Here is a 24,146-nt window from a genome sequence, read left to right on the forward strand (position 1 = left end):
CCACTGGCGAAAGGGGAGAAGGCTTCCAACGAAGACAAGTAATATCGGATTTGGGCTACCGTCTATGGTGCAAATATCACGCCCGGCATATAGTGTAGAAAAAAAGGAGCTGCATCATAGATGATCATGATGAAACCGATTGAAGTGGAAGGTCATCAGGTTATAAGTATCGAGGTCGCCCTGCCCAAAACAACACTTCTTGCCATCACAACCGATCACGGATATATCATGTGCGGCGCGCTGGATATCCGTTTGTTAAATGAGAAATTAAACGATCGCCGCATTGTCGCAGGACGCGCAACCGGGGTGCGAACCATAGAGCAATTGCTGGATGCCCCACTCGATATGGTTACTACAGAGGCGGAATTACGCGGAATTCGCCCTGGAATGAAAGGAGCAGATGCGCTTTTAAAGATGGTAAGCGGGGGCAGGTAATTGTTGAGTCCATTCTTAAGGAAAGTAGGGGGATTTTTTGTTAACGGGTCTGCATATTGTCTTCCTTGGAGGCGATGCCCGGCATCTTGAAATCATTCGGTCATTCACTGACCTGGATGCAAATGTTGCGGTAATCGGTTTTGAAGATTTGCACGAACAACTTCATGAAGTCCATTATTCCAAGCTTACGAAGGAGGTTCTTCGCAAAGCGGACATATTGATATTACCGGTTGTCGGTACAGACGACCATGGCAGAGTAGAATCTTCATTTTCAGCTGAAACGCTATTGCTGAACAAGGAATATATGTCTTCCTTGCCGAAACACGCAAAAGTCTATACTGGCATAGCCAAGTCCTACTTGAAGAACCTTTGCGCGGAACTGGGGATCGATCTGATTGAATTATTCAGCAGGGACGATGTTGCCATCTTCAATTCCATTCCCACTGCGGAAGGCGCCTTAATGATGGCCATTCAACATACGGACATTACCATACATGGTTCGCGTTGTATGGTGCTGGGCTTGGGGAGAATCGGTCTTACGTTAGCCGGTATGCTTCACCGCCTGGGGGCACGCGTCAAAGCGGGTGTGCAGAAACCGGAGGAGTTTGCACGTGCCTGGGAGATGGGGATTGAGCCGTTTAATACGAAAGATTTGTACGATGAAGGCGTAAATGTGGATATTATTTTTAACACAGTTCCGGCGCATATTCTTAGTTCTCGTGTTTTAACCCGTATTCCGCATCACGCTATCATTATTGATTTGGCTTCCAAACCTGGTGGGACTGATTTTCGTTTTGCCGAAAAACGTGGAATCAAGGCCTTGTTGGCACCAAGTTTACCGGGATTGGTCGCGCCAAGAACGGCTGGACGTATATTGGCGAGTACGTTATGTCAATTGATCCAGGACGAACGGAGTCGAAACCGAGAGCAAATGGACATACTTTCCTGTCCTTCCGGGATATGAGATCGTGAACACTGAATAACGAATCAATTGAAGGTGTGATTACTTGTGTATACTTGATCATAGAGGCTGGCAACTTTGCCGGCCTCCGTCTTATTTTCGTAAGAATTCGGATGATGAAGTGCGTGGTGAAGCGGCTCTTTCGCAGATCACAAGTCGGTTCCGTTTCCATGGCTAGCGTTCGGGGACTCCAAGTTAAGTTGGTCTCGGAATCTTGTTCCAACTGTTACAAATGACCTATATAATAGAGTACATACATAGGTTCTTAACAGAAGAACGTTACGTATGCAACTATACGCTTATTGCACAGTCGGAGGTTACTTGCACAATGGATATTTCAGATTTGCTTTCGCATCCTGTCGCCCACCACGCATTTCATTATACACTTGTCGGAAAAGCTATGGTTCGGCTCGGCGGGGAAGTGGAAATGGTCAATCGCTCGCTATGCAACATGCAGGGCTATACAGAACAAGAACTGCTGCGAATGAGAATACATGATATCATTTATACGGAAGACGTTCCATTATATAACGGATCCATCAATGACTTGTTAGGCGGTAATTCCGATTATGTCGAAATGGAAAATCGTTATATTTGTCTTGACGGCAGACACAAATGGGGAACGACAACCCTATCGATCATCGAAGTGGAGGAATATCCGGAAAGGATATTCTTGATCCAGATTCAGGAGATCACGTATCGCAAAAGGCTTGTTGAATTGAACGAGGAATACGCGGATAAATTCAGAATGCTTGCTGACAATCATTCCGATCTTGTTTACGACGTCATGTTGGATGGAAGTATCAGCTATGTGAACCGCGCCTGCACGAAATTATTGGGCTATGACTTATACGAATTGGAAAGAACACTTGGAGACATCATTTGGAAAAGTCTGGAGCACGTGACGGAAACGTATACCAATGCCCGGTTTGAAATGGAAACTTCAATTGAAGCGAAAGACGGCCAAATATTAAAATTCAGCGTATTGCATATCCCGAATTTCATTCAGAATGAACTCGTAGGGCTGCATTGCATCGCAAGGGATATTACCCTGCAATCCAGTATGGAAAAGGCCCTGAAGCACAGCGAGAAAAAGTATCGTTTGTTAGCGGACCACACGGGGGAAATGATTGCTACACTGAATATCAATGGCATTATCTACTACATATCGCCGGCGTGCAAACCATTGCTGGGTTATGATGCGACGGAATTGATAGGAAGACCTGTCTGGGAACTGTTCTATCCTCCCGATATAGAAAAATTGGACAACTCGCAAGAGTGGATGAATGAAGACGGTTATGTCAACATTTTGCGATTACGTCGAAGAGACGGCTCCTTTGTTTGGGTGGAGGTCGTAAGCAACACGCTACGGTACGATTCGGGCAATGTTCGTGAAATAGTTAAGGTTTTTCGAGATATCACGAGCCGAAAGACGCTGGAAGACGTCCTGGCTACTCAAGAACGTGTCATGAGTGGTATTGTCGAAATGATGGATGTCGGCGTTGTGATTTGTGATGAAAATGGGATATTGACAAGCATGAATAGAGCCGCAAGACAATTGCACGAATTCGTACAGATACCTCTTTCTCCCGAACACTGGAGTTCTACATACGGATTGTATGAATCGGATGGAAAAACGCTGTTGAGCAAGGAACGCGTCCCGCTTTATCGGGCGTATCGGGGCGAAAGTTTCCGCGATCTGGAAATGGTCGTTAAAAAGTCGAATGGCGAGCATCGCCTCGTTCTCTGTCATGGGAAGCCGATCATTGTTCACAATAAAATTGTGGGCGGCATTTGTGTCATGCACGATATTACCGAATTTGATGCAGCCAAGCAATCTGCTCATCAGGCAGACAAATTATCCATAGCGGGTCAAATGGCCGCGGGAATTGCGCATGAAATTCGAAACCCGCTTACCGCGCTGAAAGGATTTCTGCAATTGTTAAGCGCCGGCAACGAAAATGGAAGTAAGTACTACGATATTATGAAGGATGAATTAACTCGTATCGAACTTATTCTAAATGAACTGCTGGCCTTAGCCAAACCGCAAGAGATGAACATGACGCGGCATGATCTTTCCGAGCTGATTCAGGATATCGTCGTGCTGCTTCAGGCGCAGGCCACTTTACATAATGTTGAAATTCACTTTCATCCAACCAAGGAATCCGTGCAGATCCGGTGCGATGGAAATAAAATCAAACAGTTATTTATTAATTTGATTAAGAATGCCATTGAAGCGATGCCTGAAGGGGGAACTGTCTGGATCGAACAAATGCGATGCGATGAATGGGTTAAAGTAAGCATAAGGGATAAAGGGGTTGGAATTCCGCAAGAATTGTTGCAAAAGATCGGACAACCCTTTTTTACGCAGAAAGAGACAGGAACGGGTCTCGGGCTATCCATTTGTTATCAGATTGCAGAGTATCACAATGCGAATATTGAGGTTGCAAGCGAGGTTGGTGAAGGTACAACTTTCACCGTATCGTTTCCCGTCGCTCTGTAACAACGAATTTAATAACTTCTTTGAAAGTGGGTTTAATTTTATTCATAACCCATCCACTTCGTGACGAGAAATTCGCTCGCTTGTTTACTGCAGTTTGCACATGATAAGTGGCCGGGAAGGGAGTTAATGGAGGAAGCAAATGGAGGACGTTAATAGAGATGAAGCAAATCGTAGAGTTCCTTATGAATTCCGATCAAATGGATATTGGACTGGCTGTCGTTTATTCAGAAGCCAGAATTTTATGGTTAAATACAACCATGAACACATGGTACTCAGTAACCCCCGAAGAAGAATTCCCTGCACACTCGGCAATACAAGCGATCGTGGGGCAAGTATTGCAGGATAAAAAGAATTACCCGGGAGTACTCGTACAAGAGAAGTTAGATGGCAAAGTGCGATCCATGATCGCCTATGTATACCCTCAGTTAAAAGGGGAATGTTTTGTTCTAATGGCCGATATCCAAGATTTTCAACAGTACGTGCAAATTCAATGTGAGAAAGAAAGAAGGGAAACGATTGGGCATATGGCGGCGGGCACAGCCAATATCATTTTAAATCCTTTAGCGGTAATCAAAGGGACGCTTCAACTTCTGGAAAAAAGTTCGAAGGATCATGTTTCCGTTTTGCAATTTGCGGCATCTCCGCCTCATCAGAAAATGACAGGATACTTTAAGCTGCTCGATGAGCAAATTCAGACGATCGACAAAGCGTTGCAGCGGTTTTTGCTCTTTGGAAAGCCTTCCGAATTGAAATTTGTTCCTGTTTCCGTCATTTCGTTCATGCAGGAATGGGTTCCCGGTATACAAATCCAAGCACTAGACAAAAAAGTGCGTTTCGCTTTGGAATATCCGGAGCGAAACGGCTTTGTGTTAGGAGACCCCAAGCTGCTGCGAGCGGCGCTGCAAGAAATCATTGACAACGCATTAGATGCAAGTCCCCCAGGTTCTGTCTTAACGCTCCGAATAAACATTACGGATAATCATATCCACATCATTGTTCGCGATCAAGGAGCAGGAATTCCAAAAGATCTGCAGTCCCGAATCATCCTACCGTTTATTACAAGTAAACCGGACGCTATCGGATTTGGGCTTAGTTTCAGTCATGCTATGATCGCAAAAATGGGGGGCTCTTTGAATTTCGAAAGCTCGGAGGTCGGCACAAATGTTATCGTTCAATTACCGACATTTACGGGAACAACTTAAAATTGTCGGTAACATTGCTGTAAATGCCAATGGCTACACAACAAACCCTCAAAAAATTTTTTCGGGGGCTATTGCCGGGAGTTTCTGACCAAAGGCATATTCCAATTCAACTATGCAGGGTAGCAAAGAATAATATTTTCCGAAGAGTACAAAATAAAGCTGAAAAAAAAGATAATGTGACAATGGAGGAACTTACATGCCGCTCATTCCTTGGGATTCGTTTCGCAATACCGATCTATGGAGAAGGGATTTGGAAAAAATTTTTAACGAAGGTTTTCCTGAAATAGGCGCGCGTCTGGGATTTGCTACCCCTCGTATTGATGTATTTGAGACTGAACATGAAGTGATTGCTTCTTGTGAAATCCCTGGTTTGGATAAAAAAGAAGACCTTCATATCGATGTGGATGAAAACATGCTTACAATTAGTGGGACCATAAAGCAAGCGAATGAAGTGAAGCAGGAACAAATACATCGCAAAGAACGGTTTGTCGGACGGTTCCAACGGTCGGTGTCTTTGCCATCACGCGTTCAAACGGAAGGAACGACAGCCACGTACCGCAACGGTGTCCTTGAAGTTCGCATGCCGAAATTAAAAGCCGATACCCAACGGCAAATTGATGTGCAGTTTCATTAAAATGAATTGTGAGATCACAATATAGGCGTTACATGAAAAATGGGCGCTTGCACATAATAAGCTTTGGGGGATGAAGTCCTACCATATTGAAGGAGGTCAAAAATCGTGTATCAACAAAACCTTTCACAGCAAGCAAGCCAATGCGCGCAGATTATTCAACAGTTGATCCAGCAAACCCAGCAATCGAGCAACATGTATCAACAAATGTTGCAACAGGAGCAGCAAAACGCCGCCCAACTGGATCAGCTGGCCCAGAAAGAACGTCAAGCGGTTCAAACCATTCAATCTGTTCTGCAAGGACATCAAACTGCCATACAGCAGATGCAGCAGGCGATGCAAATTTGTTCTCAGCTTCAACAAACAGCGCAACAACAAGCCGGCGTGCAGAATGCGGGCTGGCCAATGGCTCAGAGCTGGCAGAATCAGAATTTGCAGCCACGGCAGTATCAATAGAACAGCAAGTGAAAAAACGATCGCTTTAAAAAGAAGGCGGTCGTTTTTTCACTTGACGATGCGTATACCCCAAAACCATTCAGCCGATTTTCTTTGCAAATAAGTCCCAAATGCCGCGCAAAAGGTTCAGCAACATGCCGAACGAGACTTGCACCCCTGCCTTGCCTAGCGCCTTCAGCCTCCCGAGCCAACCAGCGCGCCTTGGCTTGGGAGGCGACCTGACAAGCAAGCTGCGCAAGATTTGGGAGGGATACAGGCATGGCAACTGCAAAATTTCGCGAGGAGCAGTAATCGTGATCAGCGTATGCAAGGTTTGCGGGGCTGAAGAGCGGGAGGATACGAAGGCGGCAGCGGAAGGCAGTGTATCCGACACCATTCTTCATTTAGTCTGCCTTGCGGATCGGCAGCAGTACATCGGCGGTACAGCTGCGGATCATTTGCTGCCCTAGCCGGGATCTGCTTCCGGTTTTGTTCATGGATGGACTAGAAGCCCTTGAATTGCGGTTCTTCCCTGGGTGCTTTTCAGCGAAGCCAGGCAAGTTTTGACCTGAGTAGCTACAGTCATTGCCCCAATCCCTCCTTTCCTGATTATCTCTCATATAAGATAAGATGTCTTTTTCAGCTGCGGGCGCCGTCGCGACCGTCCCGATCACCAGTTTTGGAAACTCTCTGGTTCATGGTGCGCTTCAGGAGCTGCAGCAGGATGGATGGATCGGCATCATCATCGGGATTTTTGAGTTAACGAGCGCCGGCGTTTCAGCAGCGATCATTTTCTCTTTTCTTGCGTCGCTCGTAGCAAAGCCTCGTGGATAAAGCATGTGCCCGGCTTCTAAGATAGGAGCCGTACCTACTACGGAAGCCGGGTACAGATTTACATGTACGAAAAAGGGATGCTGCACGCAAAGGTGATGGTCGTCGATGAGGAAACGGCTGTGGTATGTTCGGCGAATTATGATTTTAAGAAGCAATCGCCTCAATTACAAGGTGTGCGAAGTTTTGTACAGCGCCGGCGTAGCGCGGGAACTCACGGAGCAATCTGCTTGCCTCGCTGTTATAGCTCGCGGGTTAACGCACCAGGTATGGTATGAATTTCTTACAAGACATTTCATAGAGGAGCATCCTACAGAACAGATTTATGACGATTTGTGTAAAGAACTAGGAGTAACGCTCACCTGTAATGCCTGGAGACGTTTCGAGAGCTGCATACCGCATTCGAGCTCGCTTACCGTGCGCAGGGCTTGAAGCCGCAGCGCCACGGCCTGCCGCTGCATACAGCTAAGGAGTGGAACGCAATGCTGGCCGCAGCCGGGTTTATGAACCCGCGGCGCCGCCAAAACGTCCGCATCGAACGGTACCCGACGGTGCGCGATTTTCTCCATGCGATAAAAGCGATCGGCGCCAGCGCCTCGGTAGCCTCCCCTTCCGGCCGAATCGGCCTACGCCGCCTTTTTCACGACATGTTCCAGCACTACGAGACGCGATACGGCGACTCTAATGGCATCCTTGCGACATATGAGCTGCTGTTGCTGCATGGTTTCGCTCCGAAATAAAGTATCACCGAGGGAGAGGATGAAGAACAGGAAACCGTCTACGGAACGTTAGCGTATATTATGTTGAAATTGGCAGTAATGACGAAGCGAATAATCATAAACAGCTAAATCCTTAGAGTAAGAAAAATAACAGGGACAACGAGGGCTTAGTACAAAAATTTACATATGCATCTCTCGTCTGGAAAAGTTTAAATTCTGCATGTTTAGTTCTGGAGAGACAAATAGACTACCAGAACAACCAATCGTGGCAGCCTATTTGCTCTAAGTGCAAGGAGGGGACTGTACCCCACCATTAGTATATATACCGAGGAGGTTGTTTAAGTACAATTATCGAGTCGGAACGAGGTCCGATTTAAACATTTGATTTCTAGACGTATTTGTGGTAATTTTAGAAAAGTGAATTCACGGTTTACACAGGGACGGTGTGTAACCAATAAAAACTCAATTAGAACAAGGAGTATTGGGGAATTACACAGTATGCGTTCTTCAATATTGCCATTCTGACAACGATAAATTAATTTAACACGTAGATGAGGGAAGGGAAGAACCGCTGCCGCAAGCAGGGGATATCCCTTCTTTTGTCCCCTGCCGGGGGGAAGAGAATTTCCCCGGTGAAAGGGAGTGTTAAGGGGTAATTCGGATGTTCGATGGTGAATGACGCTGGAATCCGCGTGGGTGTTCTTGGAATCCGTGCATCAGAAAGAGTAGTTCGTCCGTTGACTGCTACCAATTTCTCAAACCGGTCAGTTCTTGGAGGCTGGAGACAGAGAGTATTCAAGTGGATACGAAGAAGATATTGGTAGCAGCCGAGTAAAGATCGGCTAAGCGGCTCAGTCCGTTTCCATATTCAGTACCCTGCATGGGGGGTTAAGCAACAGCCTCCCCATGCGAAAGGGGGGCTGATAAGGAGACATTCATATGAGAGTAGGCCTTTATTTCTGTTTGTGCGGTGAGAGCTATGTGTCGGATACACCTTTTCAGAGCGCAAGTTGTTTGAAATGCGGAGGCGATTTAAAAATCGAATTGGATCCGACCATGAAGCAATTGTCATTGTTGGAGGATCGCCAATTGGAGCACCTCTGGAAACTGTTCAGTAAGGTCACGTTTGATAAGAATGATGAAGGCATAACTGAGCGTTTCCTCATCTGGCTGCCGACTACTAATCGATTTTTCATCTGGCTCTGGTTTGCTAAACATTACTCAGGTACGTTTGCAAACTTGCCGGGCAAGATGTCGTGGCAAGAACATGGCACTGGTGGAGAGGCTGAATGCGAATGCGGACAGCTTATCGCAACGGGAACATCGTGCTTCTTCAATCACAAGAATGGAAAAATTTTCTGTGAAGCTTGTGGGAAGCGGATTATGATGGATTTATGGCTTTTAGAGGGGTACAGAAATCCGTGGATTCGCTGTGCGGATGATCCACCTTTCACACGGGATAGTTTCCTTGTGGTAAAGACGATTACTGAATTGATGGAGAAATTCCGTCAAGGTAACTGTAGCCTGGGGCAAGCCTTCATTTACAAAAATCTCGTCTTCATCAATCAAAAGGATGGCGGGGATGAATGGCTGACCATTAAGGATTGGTGTCCCTTTGACTCGATCTCTTTTAAAGCCGTCTTGAAGCACGGGGACAACTACACGCGCCAGTTCATCAAGGAGCTTCTCCGTTATCAGATCCATTACCGCAAGACACCGGATTATTCGATCATAGAATCCTTCATTTAAAAGTAGTGTTTCTTTATCTTTCTCATTGGAAGGGGCTAATATTTTGCGCCCTTTCCAGGAGGAGGGGCGAGAGGGAGCGAATATGAATATCTTAAGCAGGATTATGCCAGTGGGAACCCGGAGTCTATTGTTTGGGGTGCATCAGGTTTTTTGGCATCCGTGGACGGTCTATAGAGCTTGGTGTTACCTTTATGGCAAGCCGACCTGGAAGGAAATCATCTGTATCTTCTCACATGATCTTGGTTATTGGGGGAAGCCCAACATGGACGGTGAAGAAGGAGGACGGCATCCGGAGGTGGGTGCTAAAATCGTTGAGAGATGGTTTGGTGATGAGTATCAAAAACTGGTTTTATACCACAGCAGGCATTATGCAAAGTTGCACAGCGAATTACCAAGCAAGCTCTGTTGGGCGGATAAATTGTCCATTATGTTCGATCCCAAATGGTTCTATTTGTTGAGGGCCAGGAGTACTGGGGAGATCAAGGAATACCGCAAAAACGCGGGTTCAATGGTAGCTTGGAATTTGTCCGATTCCGAATGGTTTGACTGGATCTCGGCTGAGTTCATAGAAGCAGCGAGAACAGGGACCATCAACGAGGAGCGGGCATAGATTCTTTCGTATTTTAGGAACCGCCTGGGGACTAACTATTGGCTTTTCAATAGTATGTATTGATACTGTGTGAATAATCATGATATATTGGAGGCAATACGAATCACATTACTGTTCACAGCCGTCATATTTTCGGCACGTGAAGGAGCGTCCGGTAACGGACATTAAAATATTGAGGCATGTAATTGCCGTGGAGATTTAGATGGAACATACCACAAGTATGTTTTTTTCTGTTTCTCCACGGCTTTTTTGCGTGCAAAACCAGGGAGGAAGTTAGAAGATGGCAGCAACTAAGGAGAAACAGTTAGGAATGACCGCGGTGGGCACGGCTGCTTTTAGTGTGGAACAGAATGAATTGCTTAACGCTCTGGTGCTTTGCGCCAAAGTCGTTCCGAGATCGAGTTCGATCCCGCTCCTGCAATGCATTAAGTTTGACCTGAAGCAAGACACGTTGTTTATTACCGCGATGGATGCTCCATCCCAAGCGGTCCTCCAAATGTTAAAAGTCACCAATGAAACCGGCGTCGATGGAAGTTATTGCCTGGGCGCAAGGGAAGTCATCGAGCTTGTGAAGCGGATGCCACACGGCAATCTATCTTTTACACAGCAAGATTCCACGGTTACGGTCAACTATGGTGAACGTGGCCGAGCGCTCCTGCAGGTACTCAGTTCCGAGCAATATCCGGAGCTGCCGAAACCAGGGAATGCTTATTTTCTCTCGTGTCCTATTGAGATGCTTCGTAAAGGAGCACACGCTTCTAAGTTCGCCGGCACGGATGAAAAATTGCCTTCGATCTCTTCGGTTTATCTGTATGATGCAAACGGAAAGCTAGGGTTCATGGCAACAGACCGGCACCGGGTGTACCGGTACATTTCCGAAATTGTGATCGAGGATACCGAGCGTTTTCAAAACGCAATGATCATGGCCGTCCAGTTCAAGGGGATTGTCGATTCGCTCAAATCGTCGACTGTAGACTTTGCTATTGCCGAAAACCATTTGGTTTTACGGGATAAAAACATTATCTACTTCGGCCGGCTTATCGAGGGCAATTACCCTAATATCCATTCTCTTTTCAACAAGGTTAAGGATGGAACGGCGCTTCAGGTATCGCGTGCAGCGATGGACGATACGCTTAATCGTATGCTTTCGCTCGACGGGGTGGAGAATAACCGCGTCACGCTGGAGGTTGACGAAAATGGCGAGTTCACAATCCAATCGCAGTCCCAAACGGGGGAAATATGTGAAAGCTTCCCAGACGCAAAGGTTGATGATGGTTTTCCGACCGTCAAATTCAATGCGAGGTATCTGCGGGATGGACTTTTGGTTGGCGATCGGGAAGTAAGAACCGTTACTCTGCGAACCGAAGGGATCGGCCTGCCCGGTTACATCGAGTTCGACGGGGATGCTTCTGTCGTCGTTGTGGTGAATCAAGTGAGGTAATAGGGATAATCAGAGGAGACCAGGTTGTGCGTTTGCCTGGTCTTTTTCTCTGGAATGTGGGGACCAGAATTCGTGGCAATCATATATCAATGGAATCAGACCATGAGAACCTTCTCATGCCCTGATATTCTATAGTTTGGAAAAAAGAGCTGAACGCTAAGGCGTTGGCTCTTTTTTTATTCCTTGAGGAGGTATTTTAGTGGCAGCTGAGCAGATGAAAGGCATGTTCGACAGGGTTCTTCGGAACAAAGTGAGAATGGGGAATTTTGAGACAACGGATAAGGATCTGCTTTCCATCCGCAGTATTATGCAATTTCCTTCATCGCCGTTTTCCGTAGCAGACTTTTGTGCTGGTAGTGGTAGAGCTCTTGAAGTTCTAATAGAGAATTCTGCTGGTGTCGGATTCGGAATTGAGCCCAATGAGGAAAAGTATTTGGAGCTCCGTTCGCGCGTCCCCCATGCACTGTTCGGTGGGTATGAGGAATGCAGAATCAGCCGTGAAACCTTCCGGTTCATGTACCTGAATCCTCCTTATGATTCGGACAGCGAAACCAGTGACGCCAAAGTGGAGCGTAAAGAAAAACGATTTTTGCGGCATCTCCTGCAGTACGTGTCGGTAGACGGTATTCTTGTCTACAACATCCCGCGGGGCCGAATGACCAAAGACGTTGTGAATATGCTTGTAGCCAATCTGGATGACATTCGGGTGTATCAATCCCATGATGACACCTTTCATCAGGTGTACACGATCGGTCGCAAGCGTAAGGAGAAATTTATAGACCGGAATATCGTAAAACGGATTCTGGAGCTGATGGAGGAAGGCAGCGACTTGGAACGGCTTCCTATGCTGGACGAGCCGCTTTACAAGGTGCTTCCAGGGAATATCATGCCGAAGTATTTCCGATCCAGTCGGATGGATGTCGACCAAGTCCGCGAAGTGTCATTCAATTCCGGGTTAACCCAAAAAGGAATGGAATGGACGACTCCTAAAAAACCAACCGTCAAATTGCAGCCTCTTTTACCCGACAAGGAAATGCACCGTGTCCTTCGTATGGCGAGTGGCCGGTTGAACGGAAAAGTTGGAACGGGCTCTATGCTTCATGTACTGAAAGGCATTGTCAAAAAAGTGACTGTGAAGGATGTTCAGGAGTTGCCGCGGGAGACAATCATCACTGAAACAGAGGTTTATAAAATTACCTTCAGGATGGTCGATAAGTTCGGGAATATGCGAACGATCCAAAGCTAAATTCAGAGCTCGAATTGGAGGAAATAAAAAGATGAAACATATGGAATTTAGTCATAAGGATATTTACGTCAAGGTTCACACCCCGCTGATCGTTACCCGCTTCGATGAGGAATCTAAAAACCACGAATTGGTCTATGCGAATATCATTGACATTGATTCGCGGGTCCAAGCCGTATTTGCTCAGTTCCACCACTCGAAAAAGGCGAATGACGTGTACTTTTTACTGCGTCATGCGCCACGGATTGGCGAGACGGGGTATGACAAATCCTCTTGGTCTGTCCGGCCGAAGGGAAAGTACAAGCATCAGTCCCAACGGGAAAACGAAACCTTTGTGTCCGGAATCGTTGCCAGTGAAAGAGTGCTGGAGAGACGGGAAGAAGGGTTCGCGATCTTCGCATGGGATGGCAATATCCATCAGAAATTCTTTTGGGCCATCGATGCGTATTACGAGACGCCTCTACTTGAAGAATGGGCTGCTTATCTATTTGAACAGCTTGTGAGAGACAAAGGGCTTGTTCCACTTGTCGTTCACGACTTCACGGGGGATTACCCCGACTTGGTTGCTTTCGACTTGCTCGTAGGTGAGGACGTGTTGGATGAGTACATCTCTTTCGGGCTTTCTAGCGGCAGAATCCACTTAATCGAGGATAACAGGGAGGAACTTATAAATTGACTATGGAGACAATCGAATCAACTAATGAAGCAGCTGCTGTAGAGGTAGGGGATATTGCCCTCTTAACGGACGGCGTACCGGCTAGCGTTCCAACTTCGCTCAATGATATTGAGAACATCGGGGATTACTTGAGCCTATTTGGTGGTGACCTGATCCGGCGTCTAAACGAAGAGTACGTGCCGGTTCACCACCCAGGCAAGGATGAAACACTTGAGGTCCTGGAGCAGATCAAGCGACCGCTTTTCAACGCTCAGGCACATGTTGTTACTGCTCTGCTTAAAGGCTTCGAGAAAAACCCTAGACAGCTGCTTATAGGCGAAATGGGCACGGGTAAAACGGCTATCAGTATTGCGCTTTTGTTCAGTATTTTGAATGCTCTTCTTAAGGGTGTAGGCCGGGTTATTTACATGGTGCCGAACCATTTAATTAAGAAGACAAAGCGAGAAGTAGGTATTTTGCTTGATAAGAATTTGTTCGAGGTCATATTCTTGAACGATTATGTGGATGTCATTAAGCTGCGTGATAGCGGCAAGATGAATTTCAAGCCGAAGAAAATCGAAGTCTATATCATCGCTCGCGATACAGCCAAGCTCGGATACATATATGAGCCTGTAGCGAAGTGGGTAGACCGCTCTTATAAGAAGCGGATCGTCAAAGGTGATGAGGTTAAGGTATCTACTCGGACCGTATTTCAAGGCTGGCAGTGTCCGGATTGCGGCGGACAGCTGATGAAGGAAGAAGAAGGCAGTATGGTTCCCATGGAGTACGTAGATTTTTTCAATAAGCATGGAAAACCTACTCGTCGTAAAAGCAACCTATTCTGTTCCAATAGGGTTCGTCTTTACAAGCACAGTGATCCCGAGAAAGACAGTTACCGGGACTGTGGCGCTCCTTTGTGGCAAGCCAAGAACAAGGATAAGAGTAGTTATTCGGGTGAAAGTCGTAAGCCGAATGGTGTTTCTCCCCGGAAGGTATCGCCGGCAGACTTGTTTAAGCGCTATTTCAAGAACAAGTTCGATTTGGCAATCGGAGATGAGTGTCATGAACGTGCGAAACGTTAGCATATAAGTTCCTTTGGAGCGAAATTGCTGGTCTCGATTTTTGAGATACAACTGATAGATTGATGTTGGGAATGAGGCCGCCATGTCGAGCCAAAACCAACAGCCTGATACTCCTACATGCCCTGTAAGATGATAGTCCAAAGGGTATGAAGCTAGGTAAAGTCGGCAGAACCGCTCCTAAGTCATTTTAATGGAGCGGGTATCCCGCTCCAGGTAAACGATATGGTTCGGGATATGCCGGGGCGCTATAAAATGTCCACGGTGAGAACGTCCCAAGGGTGGGACTGACAAACCTGCGAATGAACGTATCCAGAGGCATAAGCTTGGGGAAACCCTTGCTACCGTGTGAAGCGGGGTGAGATACCGATGAGTAAGAGTGTTCGTTATGAAAGTCGGGATAGCCAACAATGGGGCTATAAGGCTCACGGGTACAAAGCAGGCACCTAAAGGCATATGTACAGCTAAATCCATCGGAACGTTGTAAGCAACAGACCTTCATACTAAACGGCTATCACCGGAAGGGTCACTATAAGGCTCCGGCCGAAATGTGTTTACTGTTGTGAAAGTAGGGGCACAGTACCGTTGAAACTGTGGAAACACAGTGGAGGGATAGCCCCAAGTCTGCAGAACGCCATTTACATCCTAGCTTGTTAAAGTTCATCCTTCGGGTAAGAAGGTGAGTTGGATTCACTCTTAGGGGGTGGTCCTACACCGATGAACACAAAGACGTCCAGAGGCAATAAATACTATGAATCAGTGGAGATTCAAAAAGACCTTTATGCCCAAAGTAAGAGCGGGAAGCGTAATTTCAGAGACCTCATGGAATTGATCGTCTCCGACGAAAACATCCTTTTGGCTTACCGCACGATTAAAGCCAACACGGGTTCCAAAACCAAGGGTACCGACGGATACACGATTATACACATGGCAGAACAAGACCAGACCCACTTCATACAAATCATGCGAGAAAGGGTATTGAACTACCGTCCAAAGGCAGTAAGAAGGGTCTGGATTCCAAAACCGAACGGTGACAAGCGACCTCTCGGAATCCCTAGCATCATAGACCGCTTAGTCCAGCAAATGTTTCTGAATATTCTTCAGCCCATCTGTGAAGCTAAGTTCTACAATCACTCATACGGATTTCGACCTAACCGATCTACAAGACATGCTATAGCAAGGGTGCAGACACTGATCAACATCAACAAACTGCATTACACTGTGGACATTGACATCAAGGGTTTCTTTGACAATGTGAACCACAACTTGCTTATCAAGCAGCTATGGAACATCGGAATAAAGGACAAGCGCGTGTTGTCAGTCATCAGTAAAATGCTTAAAGCCCCCATAAAGGGTGAAGGCATCCCTACTAAGGGAGTTCCGCAAGGTGGTATCCTGTCCCCGCTGCTCTCGAACGTGGTTCTGAATGACCTCGATCATTGGGTAGCTAATCAATGGGAAACTTTCGATAAAACCCGTCACACTTACTCATGCAACGATAAGAAGTACCGAGCATTGAGAGACGGAAGCAAAATGAAAGAAGGATTCATCGTCCGGTATGCCGATGATTTCAGGATAATGGCCAGGGATTGCACGACTGCATACAAATGGTTCCATGCGGTCCGCAAGTTCTTAAAGGATAGGTTGAAACTCGACATATCCCCTGAAAAATCCCGAGTAATTAACCTTCGGAAGAAAAGTTCTGAGTTTCTGAGCTACAAGTTCAAGACTGCTAAGAAAAGGCATAAAGTTGTCGCTTTCACTTATGTCTCGGATAAGAAGACCAAGCAAATGCAGGGTACTTTGAAGAGACACATTGAAGCAGTCCATAAGGATGCGAGCATGGAAAACATCAATCGTTACAACTCAATCGTGTTAGGCATGCATCACTATTTTAAGTATGCTACCCATGCGACTGTAGCTTTCCGTGACCTTGATTTCCGGCTCATGAAAACCTTGAGGTATCGTCTAAAGAACATCGCATCCTATGAATATCCATTGGGATTGCCGCCGGAGGCGACGTACAGGAGACACTATCCTGTCACGAGGAGGACATACAGGATTGGGGATTTGTACTTCTTCCCAATAGGGAACATCAAGTCCATTCCAAACCTGAACTACTCCCAATCCACGAACCCGTTTGACAACGATCGAGATTTTGCATGGGACTCGCAAATTGCAATACTTATGCGGTCCAGACTGCCCAACCGGTCTGTTGAATACATGGACAACCGGTTGTCAGTTTACTCCATGCAGAAAGGACGATGCGCCATAACGGGGATCCCGTTACAAGCATCGAACGTTCACTGTCATCATAAAACCCCTTCATACCTTGGTGGGGGAGATGACTTTAAGAACCTTACAATTGTTCACCGGGACATTCATAGGCTGATACACGCGACAAACGAAGAGACGATTAAGAAATATCTCCACTATTTTAATCTCAACGCAATGCAGTTGAGAAAACTGAACCAACTCAGGAGCCTTTGTAAGCTAAATAGGGTGTAATAGGTAGACTAGTAGATGGAACGCCGTATGAACTGAAAGGTTCACGTACGGTGTGGAGCCGGGGAAAAGGGAGCGATTGCATCAAACCCTTACCTATGGCTATTCACGGGAGGGAGTGCCCAAGCTCATGCCTTTCATGTACTGATGGGCTGTGCAAAGTATTCTCTCGCAATGACCGGGACACTCATGAACGGGTATGCCAGTAACCTCTTTGAGCTGTTTTTTCGAATGTTTCCTGCTAGATTGAGAGAAAATGGGTTCAATTGGGGTGACGTTGGGCGGTGGATTGACCTTTACGGGGTACGAGAGAAAGTGACGAAAATCCGTAAGGATGACGGGGAGATGAACAGTTCCAGTAACGGAGCCGCCAAACGAGCGAACACGAAGGAGTTGCCTGCTGCCGCTCCGCAGCTCTTTACTGATATGCTGAGCGACGTTGCTTGCTTCATCCAAATGTCCGACATGTTTGAGGTCCTGCCGGAATTGTCGGAGGGGCCAATGAACGTCTCATTACAGGGTGAAAGACGTTTCATTTCGTGCATAACGAAGATCGAGCGTAGATCGGGTCGGACCAAACGTAAGCTAAGTAAGGGCATGCGTCTTCTCGCGCCCTCTTGGTATCTCACTCGTAACTTGTCTGAGGTGGAGGGACTGCTACGAGAAGCAGTGAATAAAGAACTCCAGGGTGGCGGCCAGTCCGTATTGCTCGGAAGTTTACTTAGCACACTTCTCAGCTATCCTGACGTTCCTTTCAATTTTGAAGGTGTCTATCATCCGGACACTGGTAAAGAGATCGTTTCTCCGGATTTCCGTCTGAGTGATCGTCTTCTTTATCCGAAAGAGCTTCAACTGATTAAGTATGTGCGGGCCCGGATCAAAGCGGGGCGTAAGGTCGGCGTATATGCGACCTTTACCGGGAAACTGGGAACGCTGCAGCGGCTTCAAATGCTGCTCGAGGAAAGAGGAATAACAACGGCCGTTATGGAATCGGACGTTGAGGGGCCGGAGCGGGAAGAGTGGATTGCCCAGCGGGAGAAAGAAGGGATTCAGGTATTGCTTGTGAATCCAATTCTCGTCTCTACCGGTCTTGATCTACTTGGGTTCCCATCCCTGTTCTTTTACCAAACGGGGTATCGCCTGTCAATCGTTCGGCAAGCCAGTCGCCGTCACTGGCGCATCGGTCAGAAGAATCTTTGCGAGACCGTGTACAGTGGGTACAAAGGAACGATGCAGGAGCTTGCAATCAACCTCATGGCTTCCAAGATGAGTGCTGCACTTGCTCTGGAAGGGCAATTTAGTCAGGAAGGCCTGGCCGCTATGACGGAGGGATCCGGAGGCAGCCTTGCGACCGAGCTTGCAAAGCGGTTCGTAGGCAACAACATGGGCGTCGAGAGTGCAGAGTCCATTTGGGGTAAAATGACGATTGACGCATCCAAGCTCGGTATTGTGGAGCCCGTCGAAGCACCGACGTTAGAGTCGGAGAAGGAGGATGTATTCAATGTCTGGAACGAACTGAACGTTACACCATCAAGAGAGCCAGTTTCACTGATCCGTTACTTCTACGGGGATACTCTACAAAATGCGCTTCTTGCTTGGGCAACCGAGTCGATTCCAGCTGACCTTTTCTCGCGGGTTGAACAACAAATCAGTTTTGTTGAGCAGAATGTGAAGAAGGGTTGGGATGGTCTTGCCGTCATTGATGCGCCCCTACTTGGTAATTTAGAATTGAAATGGGATCCGACAGTGGTTCCAGCTGATACGGAAGATTTTCGCCGGTGGGTGTATAATCTGACCGTTAAGCCTGTAACCGAGCGTCCAAAGACGTCTGAAACGGGTTGGAAGGGATTGGAGCTGCTTGTTGAAGGAAAGACGGTGAAGACTAAGACCAAAAAAGTCTACAACGTCACCGAAGGCCAGTATGCTTTCAATTTTTAAATCGATTGACATGGGGAGCGGGAAACCGCTCCTTTTTCTCCGTACTGACTCGGGACAATAAAGTATTAGACTGGCGGGCTCTTCATTAAGCTCCCTCGAAATGATTCAGTTTCCTCACTAACGGGCATAATTCAATGGCATATTAGGTTTTTATGGTAGGATTATAGAGTAAGATAAGTTAATGTCGTCGTTTTTAGAATGAACAGTATGAAACTATTATAGGAGAGTCCTAAAATGAAAAAGAAAATGAACTATTTAATCTTACTTTTAACGATCATCTTTGTGGTGGGTTGTACCAATGTAGAAGATACATCCAATACAGATGTAGAAACAGATTCACAAGAAGTAGTAGCCACAGTTGAAACAAATAAAAATTATGAAAAAGAAGAAACTGTCACTACGGTTGTTGACGAACCAGTAGTAGTGGAAACGCCGAGTGTTCCTGTTGTGGAGGAAATACAATCCCCACCCAATAACGAACAGTTTCAAGGATACAAGCTTATCGAGGTTGATGGTGGTGATTTGTCTGGGCATCGCGAACCTAACATTGTTGTTGACGTTGGTTATGGGGAGCGTGAATATTGGGCATTTACGAATGAATACGGGCAACTAGTGCGTGTCATTGCTACCGAAATTATTCTGCAAGACGGCCGTAACGAAACTGTATTATCGTCTGGCAGATACTACGCAGACGAGGCAAAGGTTCCTGGTGTCGAAAGTGACGTTCTAGATGAAGGACATGTCATTGCTGATTCTCTCGGAGGTGTATCGAATGCGTATAATATTACCCCGCAGGACAGTACACTCAATCGACATGGTGATCAAGCTTATATGGAAGATGCGATACGCAAAGCAGGTGGAGCAACTAATTTTGAAGCGATTATCACATATCCGAATACAAAAACCCAAATCCCCTCAAGTTATCAGTATACCTATACTTTAAAGGGTAACGTGATCATCGATAAATTCGACAATGTGAATCCTGATGAAGTAAACGCATCACTTGGTTTAACAGGCAGTGAACCTTCTGATTCAACTAGTTCAAATACAAACGGTGATATATCCAGTGTTGATACAAACGGTAATGGACAGGTGACGATTAAAGAAGCTAAAGCAGCAGGTTATAGTATGCCAATAACGAGTGATCACTGGTTATACCCATATATGCACGATGCTGATAAGGACGGTATGGTAGGTGAGTAAGCCCCAAGAAGTCTAGGGCAAAATAAATGAACGATACTATCGAGGTGACCATTATGGGATTGTATTTTGATACTATGTTTCAACAGACAATAATTTATAGCTTATTATACGAGAGACGTAAAAAAATTGACAAGATAGCTTGCTTCAATAATATTCAACTTCAAGATTTCGACACTCTAACTGCTATTATTAATTCCATTGAATTAGATGATCCGAATTTAGAGAGAAAGTTAGAGCAGACAGAGCTCAATATTTTAGCGATTTTAAACGGAACAGTTAGGGGCTTCACTAATGATGATGTAGATTCTGTAAAAAAAATTTATGAATGTTTTAAATATAAGAAGGAGCAATTTTCTGATTATAAAAAAGATAGGCTGATGAGAGAGTTAGATCTAAAAAATGAATTTACTTTGAATAATGAACTCGCAGGGAAAATAATTAGGCATTTAAATAGTGATGACGAGGACTTTGTAGCACGATACAAAGCATATGTAAATTTTCACTATTATATTGAAGAACCTCTTGCGGAAATTACATTAAGGAAGTGGGAGAATCAACTTACAAAACCCTTCGAGTATCAACAAGGATGTAAGTTTAAATTTCTTGTACATGCTATAGGCACTGATACTGAAACTGCTCTTCAAAATGCCAAGAGTAAACCTATCATTTCTACAAGTCTAATTACTGACGAATTTCAAGGGACTTATAGAAATTCGAAATTTGGGTTTGTTTATCAGCCTAATTTAAAGAATGTATTGCTCATTAGTAGCTCTGATTGCTATGCGAATGATATTCCTATCGGTCAAAGTATCAGCGCTGAATTTTTCTCGCTTACGGATATACCACTAGGGCCGGATAAATATTTACAATATAGCGCTATTAAAACATGCAAAACTATGCATATTGAAGAAATTGAAAACGATTCAAAAAAACACAGAAATATGGTATTGAGGATGTCAAAGGAATAGATGCATATAACGAAATTGTGCTACTTAATGATCCTTCTACTAATCCAATTGCAGTCTTTCTATTAGAAACAGAAAACGAATGGTCGGTAGGTCAGGCAAATGAACTATCCACAAGATTAAAACTACCTTTACTAAGAATTTAATCATTGGCATGATTGTATGCTCAATCTAAGTGACCATGATCAAGAGTTTGGATTCTGCTTCAAAGTTCTGCTGACAACTTAAGGTTTATTCCTCACCGGGGCTGTCTATATCCTTATTTTCTTTCTACATTTACCACATGTTCTTCTGATGAATTCGCCTTTAGAGAATCACGATGTGGCACCATTAACCCTGTTGTGCGGTGGGTGCCCTGGTTGTTCTTCCGAAAGGACAGCGTCGAGGATCAGCACGATCGGTACGTCGGAGACGGCAGGCTACGCGGCGAAACTGCAGCGAGTGCTCCGAGTAATTCTTTTGGCAGTATCGGGAACCGTTGAGATCGGTAAGGGGGTGCCGGCAGCTAGATGCACGACCTATTCGCATATGATGTGTCGGTCTAATGATGGCGGTGGTGATGCATGTTTGACTTGCCTTGCTGGCGGCTGTCCCCGTTGTAGAAGCCGTCAGGTTCGTGATCAATGGAAACCATACATTGCGACTATGCCTCGAGATCACCCGAAGCCTGGTACGGTTAAGGGACTCAAGTATGCCCAGTAGGGAAATCATGGATGATTTTATCAAAAAGTTTTGTGAAAATGAATTTCCGTTATATGATAATTTCAAATAGCAAAGGAGGTTGATCCCTTATGACCAAGCAAAAAATTTATCCGACTTGCCGAATTTGTGACAAGCTGAATGCCGAAATGACGCATTGTGCCATCTTTGGATCTCTTACGCAAGGGCAGGTAGACAATACTGCTGTAGGTATGGCTTGTAACAAATCCGGTGACTATGTACGGCTGCTGCATGCTGTTCCTAATGCATATAATCAGGGTAAGACGCCGCAGGGGAAACCGATTGATGAGGAAGCGGACAGTCAACTCCTCATTTACGACTCGGCGGATGAAACGCGGATTTTCCATGAACGGCACGGCATGACACTCGAAGAATGGGCTGAGATCACATTCGGAAATAAATCCGAGTAATTCTTTAGTATATCCATGCATATTAACGCCATGGACACGAACCACGTTACTAAACCGTTAAACAGAACTTAAGAAATCCAGCATAATCTTCTTATTTGATGATGGGAGAAATATTAATGGCAGTTATTAAGGAAAAAGACAATTCACTGGTATTGAAGTACGAACAGGCAACAGTAGAATTACGGAAAAAGAAACTAATACCCTACATTTTAAGTTTTGGAGGAGTAATACTTTTTATCACATCAATTTTTCTGCATAGCTCTACTAAACTGAATATGATATTTTTTGGTTTGGGAGCTATAGGTATATTTTGGGTCAACTTAATAAATTATCTTAATCCCCAATTAGTACAAAATTCAAGTGATATGCTGGCATCGGGTATCCGAGGAGAAACATCCACACTCGAATTGCTTTCTTATTTACCGGATGAATATAGTATCATCCCCGACTTAAAGATCATCACAAAAAGCGGAGAATCTCAAATTGATTTTATAGTTATTGGGAAATCGGGTATCTGGATCATTGAGAACAAAAACATGAAGGGGTATATATCTGGTGAACTCAAGGATCGAAATTGGCTTAAAGAAAAAGTTTCAAGTGGAGGAAATACATATACAGATTCCTTTCAAAGTCCAGTTAAACAGGTGGGAACCCATGTTTTTAGATTAAAGGAATTTTTGCAAGAGAAAGGAATAAAACGGATACCGTGGATTCAAGGAGTCGTATATTTTTCTGATCCTCAGACACAATTAAATCTGGGGTTTACTCATGCAGACTTCCCGGTCTTTTCTGATGCTAATTCACTTCTTGAATATATTCAAGGTCACTCGCAACGGAGTTCAGAATTTAACACTGCACAAATAGTCGAGGCAGTATGGAACATTAGTAATACATAGACATACGGTTCATATAGCATATAACGGAGGTTAATTATGTATCGAGATCAAGATGAGGATGAGTTAGTTAGTAGTATTGCAATCGACACTTATGCAGATGGTACTGTTGTCGTAAGAGATGGCAGTGAAGGAGATAGTTTGTTAGGGAAGCTGGCACTTATAGCAGCAGCTCCATTCGCTATACCTCTTGTAATAGTTTTATTTTCTTACATGCTCACCAAAATTGCAGATGTATTTGAAGGACTGATGCGTTTTCTTTTGATTCCAAATGTACTTCTTGCTATCGCATCTTTGGTTTTAGTGACTAACTTAATCTCCATGGAAAGAGTTTTTAGGAAAAAGTTTCCTGACCCTAAACAGATCAACTTCTATAAGAATAAACGAAAGCTCTTTTACTTTCTAGGAGTTTTAGTAGGCTTCGCAGTTTGTTATCCGTTAATGGACCCGCATTATTCTGTATTTGTGGAGTGGGCATATTTTCATACGGGTTCAGAAGACCCAGCACTGCTGGAAGCTACACTAATGCTATTGTACCTAGCTGTTTTGAACACAACTAGATTAGTATTACCTGCTCTTGTGTACCCTATACTCCAGTTTGTGGCCATTCGTTTATTTAGAAAAGCAATCACTAACCTACCAGTGCAGCAGTGGATTAATAAGAAAATTATGCGTTTTGGTTCTCATTAATACATAGTCATAGGATTTTAGATCAAGAAATAACGGTCTGAACTTTATGCTTCACTGCTATACACTCTTCTGAAATTTCTTCAGAGAGGATAGAGAAAATGAACCCTTTTATATATTTACCACCTTCGTAGACTGGTACTGCAGATTAATGTCGACTGCTCACACACTCCTGGTGCTTCCGGACGTTGCCGCTGCGGTAGGGATCCAGTTACACCACGGGGTTTAATTCTGTATTCCAGATTGGAAGAACGGTATGCAGAATGGCAGACAACGCTATATATGTATATCCCTATTAAATCTCGCCTAAGTACCTTGACAATCTAAGCAT

At 45.1% G+C, this 24,146-nt stretch carries 21 protein-coding genes and 2 pseudogenes; all 23 read left to right on the forward strand.

Features of this window, described 5'->3' with window-relative positions; translation table 11 throughout:
• Nucleotides 1–120: 120 nt before the first annotated feature.
• Nucleotides 121–435 (forward strand): YunC family protein, encoded by a 315-nt coding sequence (locus tag AQR02_RS28120; protein ID WP_023559069.1) that lies wholly within the window; start codon nucleotides 121–123, stop codon nucleotides 433–435.
• A gap of 37 nt (nucleotides 436–472) precedes the next feature.
• Nucleotides 473–1,399, forward strand: a complete 927-nt coding sequence (dpsA, locus tag AQR02_RS28125) for a dipicolinate synthase subunit DpsA (protein WP_054943629.1) — start codon at nucleotides 473–475, stop codon at nucleotides 1,397–1,399.
• A 325-nt stretch (nucleotides 1,400–1,724) separates the two neighbouring features.
• On the forward strand, nucleotides 1,725–3,899 hold the full coding sequence (locus tag AQR02_RS28130) for a PAS domain-containing protein (RefSeq protein ID WP_082452127.1): 2,175 nt from the start codon (nucleotides 1,725–1,727) through the stop codon (nucleotides 3,897–3,899).
• A gap of 158 nt (nucleotides 3,900–4,057) precedes the next feature.
• Entirely contained in the window at nucleotides 4,058–5,101 is a 1,044-nt protein-coding gene (locus tag AQR02_RS28135) for an ATP-binding protein (RefSeq protein WP_054943630.1), read from the forward strand.
• A gap of 196 nt (nucleotides 5,102–5,297) precedes the next feature.
• Nucleotides 5,298–5,735 (forward strand): Hsp20/alpha crystallin family protein, encoded by a 438-nt coding sequence (locus tag AQR02_RS28140; protein ID WP_054943631.1) that lies wholly within the window; start codon nucleotides 5,298–5,300, stop codon nucleotides 5,733–5,735.
• 105 nt (nucleotides 5,736–5,840) lie between these two features.
• Nucleotides 5,841–6,188: a hypothetical protein gene (locus tag AQR02_RS28145; RefSeq protein WP_023559073.1), complete on the forward strand. Its 348-nt coding sequence runs from the start codon at nucleotides 5,841–5,843 to the stop codon at nucleotides 6,186–6,188.
• A 293-nt stretch (nucleotides 6,189–6,481) separates the two neighbouring features.
• Nucleotides 6,482–6,637, forward strand: a complete 156-nt coding sequence (locus AQR02_RS32705) for a hypothetical protein (RefSeq protein WP_159067864.1) — start codon at nucleotides 6,482–6,484, stop codon at nucleotides 6,635–6,637.
• 175 nt (nucleotides 6,638–6,812) lie between these two features.
• Nucleotides 6,813–7,001, forward strand: a pseudogene (locus AQR02_RS28150) (SpoVA/SpoVAEb family sporulation membrane protein); the annotation flags it as partial.
• Between the two features lie 26 nt (nucleotides 7,002–7,027).
• A pseudogene (locus tag AQR02_RS35005) lies at nucleotides 7,028–7,223 on the forward strand (phospholipase D-like domain-containing protein); the annotation flags it as partial.
• Nucleotides 7,224–7,426: 203 nt separating this feature from the next.
• Entirely contained in the window at nucleotides 7,427–7,738 is a 312-nt protein-coding gene (locus tag AQR02_RS28155; RefSeq protein ID WP_127600892.1) for a hypothetical protein, read from the forward strand.
• 918 nt (nucleotides 7,739–8,656) lie between these two features.
• Nucleotides 8,657–9,466: a hypothetical protein gene (locus AQR02_RS28160; protein ID WP_054943632.1), complete on the forward strand. Its 810-nt coding sequence runs from the start codon at nucleotides 8,657–8,659 to the stop codon at nucleotides 9,464–9,466.
• A 262-nt stretch (nucleotides 9,467–9,728) separates the two neighbouring features.
• The gene (locus tag AQR02_RS32710; protein WP_148449236.1) at nucleotides 9,729–10,076 is read left to right on the forward strand and encodes a hypothetical protein; all 348 of its coding nucleotides are present in this window, start codon (nucleotides 9,729–9,731) and stop codon (nucleotides 10,074–10,076) included.
• Between the two features lie 280 nt (nucleotides 10,077–10,356).
• Nucleotides 10,357–11,517: a DNA polymerase III subunit beta gene (locus AQR02_RS28170; RefSeq protein ID WP_054943633.1), complete on the forward strand. Its 1,161-nt coding sequence runs from the start codon at nucleotides 10,357–10,359 to the stop codon at nucleotides 11,515–11,517.
• 199 nt (nucleotides 11,518–11,716) lie between these two features.
• Entirely contained in the window at nucleotides 11,717–12,763 is a 1,047-nt protein-coding gene (locus tag AQR02_RS28175) for a DUF6094 domain-containing protein (RefSeq protein WP_054943634.1), read from the forward strand.
• Between the two features lie 31 nt (nucleotides 12,764–12,794).
• A complete protein-coding gene (locus AQR02_RS28180) occupies nucleotides 12,795–13,436 on the forward strand; it encodes a hypothetical protein (RefSeq protein WP_054943635.1) in 642 nt (213 codons plus the stop codon).
• Nucleotides 13,433–14,497, forward strand: coding sequence for a DEAD/DEAH box helicase family protein (locus tag AQR02_RS28185; protein ID WP_054943636.1), 1,065 nt, complete (start codon nucleotides 13,433–13,435; stop codon nucleotides 14,495–14,497). Before AQR02_RS28180 ends, AQR02_RS28185 begins: the two co-directional genes overlap by 4 nt.
• Before the next feature lie 714 nt (nucleotides 14,498–15,211).
• Complete coding sequence (gene ltrA, locus AQR02_RS28190; protein ID WP_054943637.1) at nucleotides 15,212–17,002, forward strand: group II intron reverse transcriptase/maturase; 1,791 nt, start codon at nucleotides 15,212–15,214, stop codon at nucleotides 17,000–17,002.
• 342 nt (nucleotides 17,003–17,344) lie between these two features.
• Nucleotides 17,345–18,937, forward strand: a complete 1,593-nt coding sequence (locus AQR02_RS28195; protein WP_187388835.1) for a P-loop NTPase family protein — start codon at nucleotides 17,345–17,347, stop codon at nucleotides 18,935–18,937.
• Nucleotides 18,938–19,171: 234 nt separating this feature from the next.
• A complete protein-coding gene (locus AQR02_RS28200; RefSeq protein WP_054943639.1) occupies nucleotides 19,172–20,140 on the forward strand; it encodes a DNA/RNA non-specific endonuclease in 969 nt (322 codons plus the stop codon).
• A 26-nt stretch (nucleotides 20,141–20,166) separates the two neighbouring features.
• Nucleotides 20,167–21,108 (forward strand): hypothetical protein, encoded by a 942-nt coding sequence (locus AQR02_RS28205; protein ID WP_054943640.1) that lies wholly within the window; start codon nucleotides 20,167–20,169, stop codon nucleotides 21,106–21,108.
• Nucleotides 21,109–21,896: 788 nt separating this feature from the next.
• Nucleotides 21,897–22,235, forward strand: a complete 339-nt coding sequence (locus AQR02_RS28210; protein ID WP_054943641.1) for a hypothetical protein — start codon at nucleotides 21,897–21,899, stop codon at nucleotides 22,233–22,235.
• 116 nt (nucleotides 22,236–22,351) lie between these two features.
• On the forward strand, nucleotides 22,352–23,131 hold the full coding sequence (locus AQR02_RS28215; RefSeq protein ID WP_054943642.1) for a nuclease-related domain-containing protein: 780 nt from the start codon (nucleotides 22,352–22,354) through the stop codon (nucleotides 23,129–23,131).
• A gap of 36 nt (nucleotides 23,132–23,167) precedes the next feature.
• Nucleotides 23,168–23,818 (forward strand): hypothetical protein, encoded by a 651-nt coding sequence (locus AQR02_RS28220; protein WP_054943643.1) that lies wholly within the window; start codon nucleotides 23,168–23,170, stop codon nucleotides 23,816–23,818.
• Nucleotides 23,819–24,146 lie beyond the last annotated feature (328 nt).

It is taken from the genome of Paenibacillus ihuae (genome assembly GCF_001368795.1).
GTDB lineage: Bacteria > Bacillota > Bacilli > Paenibacillales > Paenibacillaceae > Paenibacillus_AQ > Paenibacillus_AQ ihuae.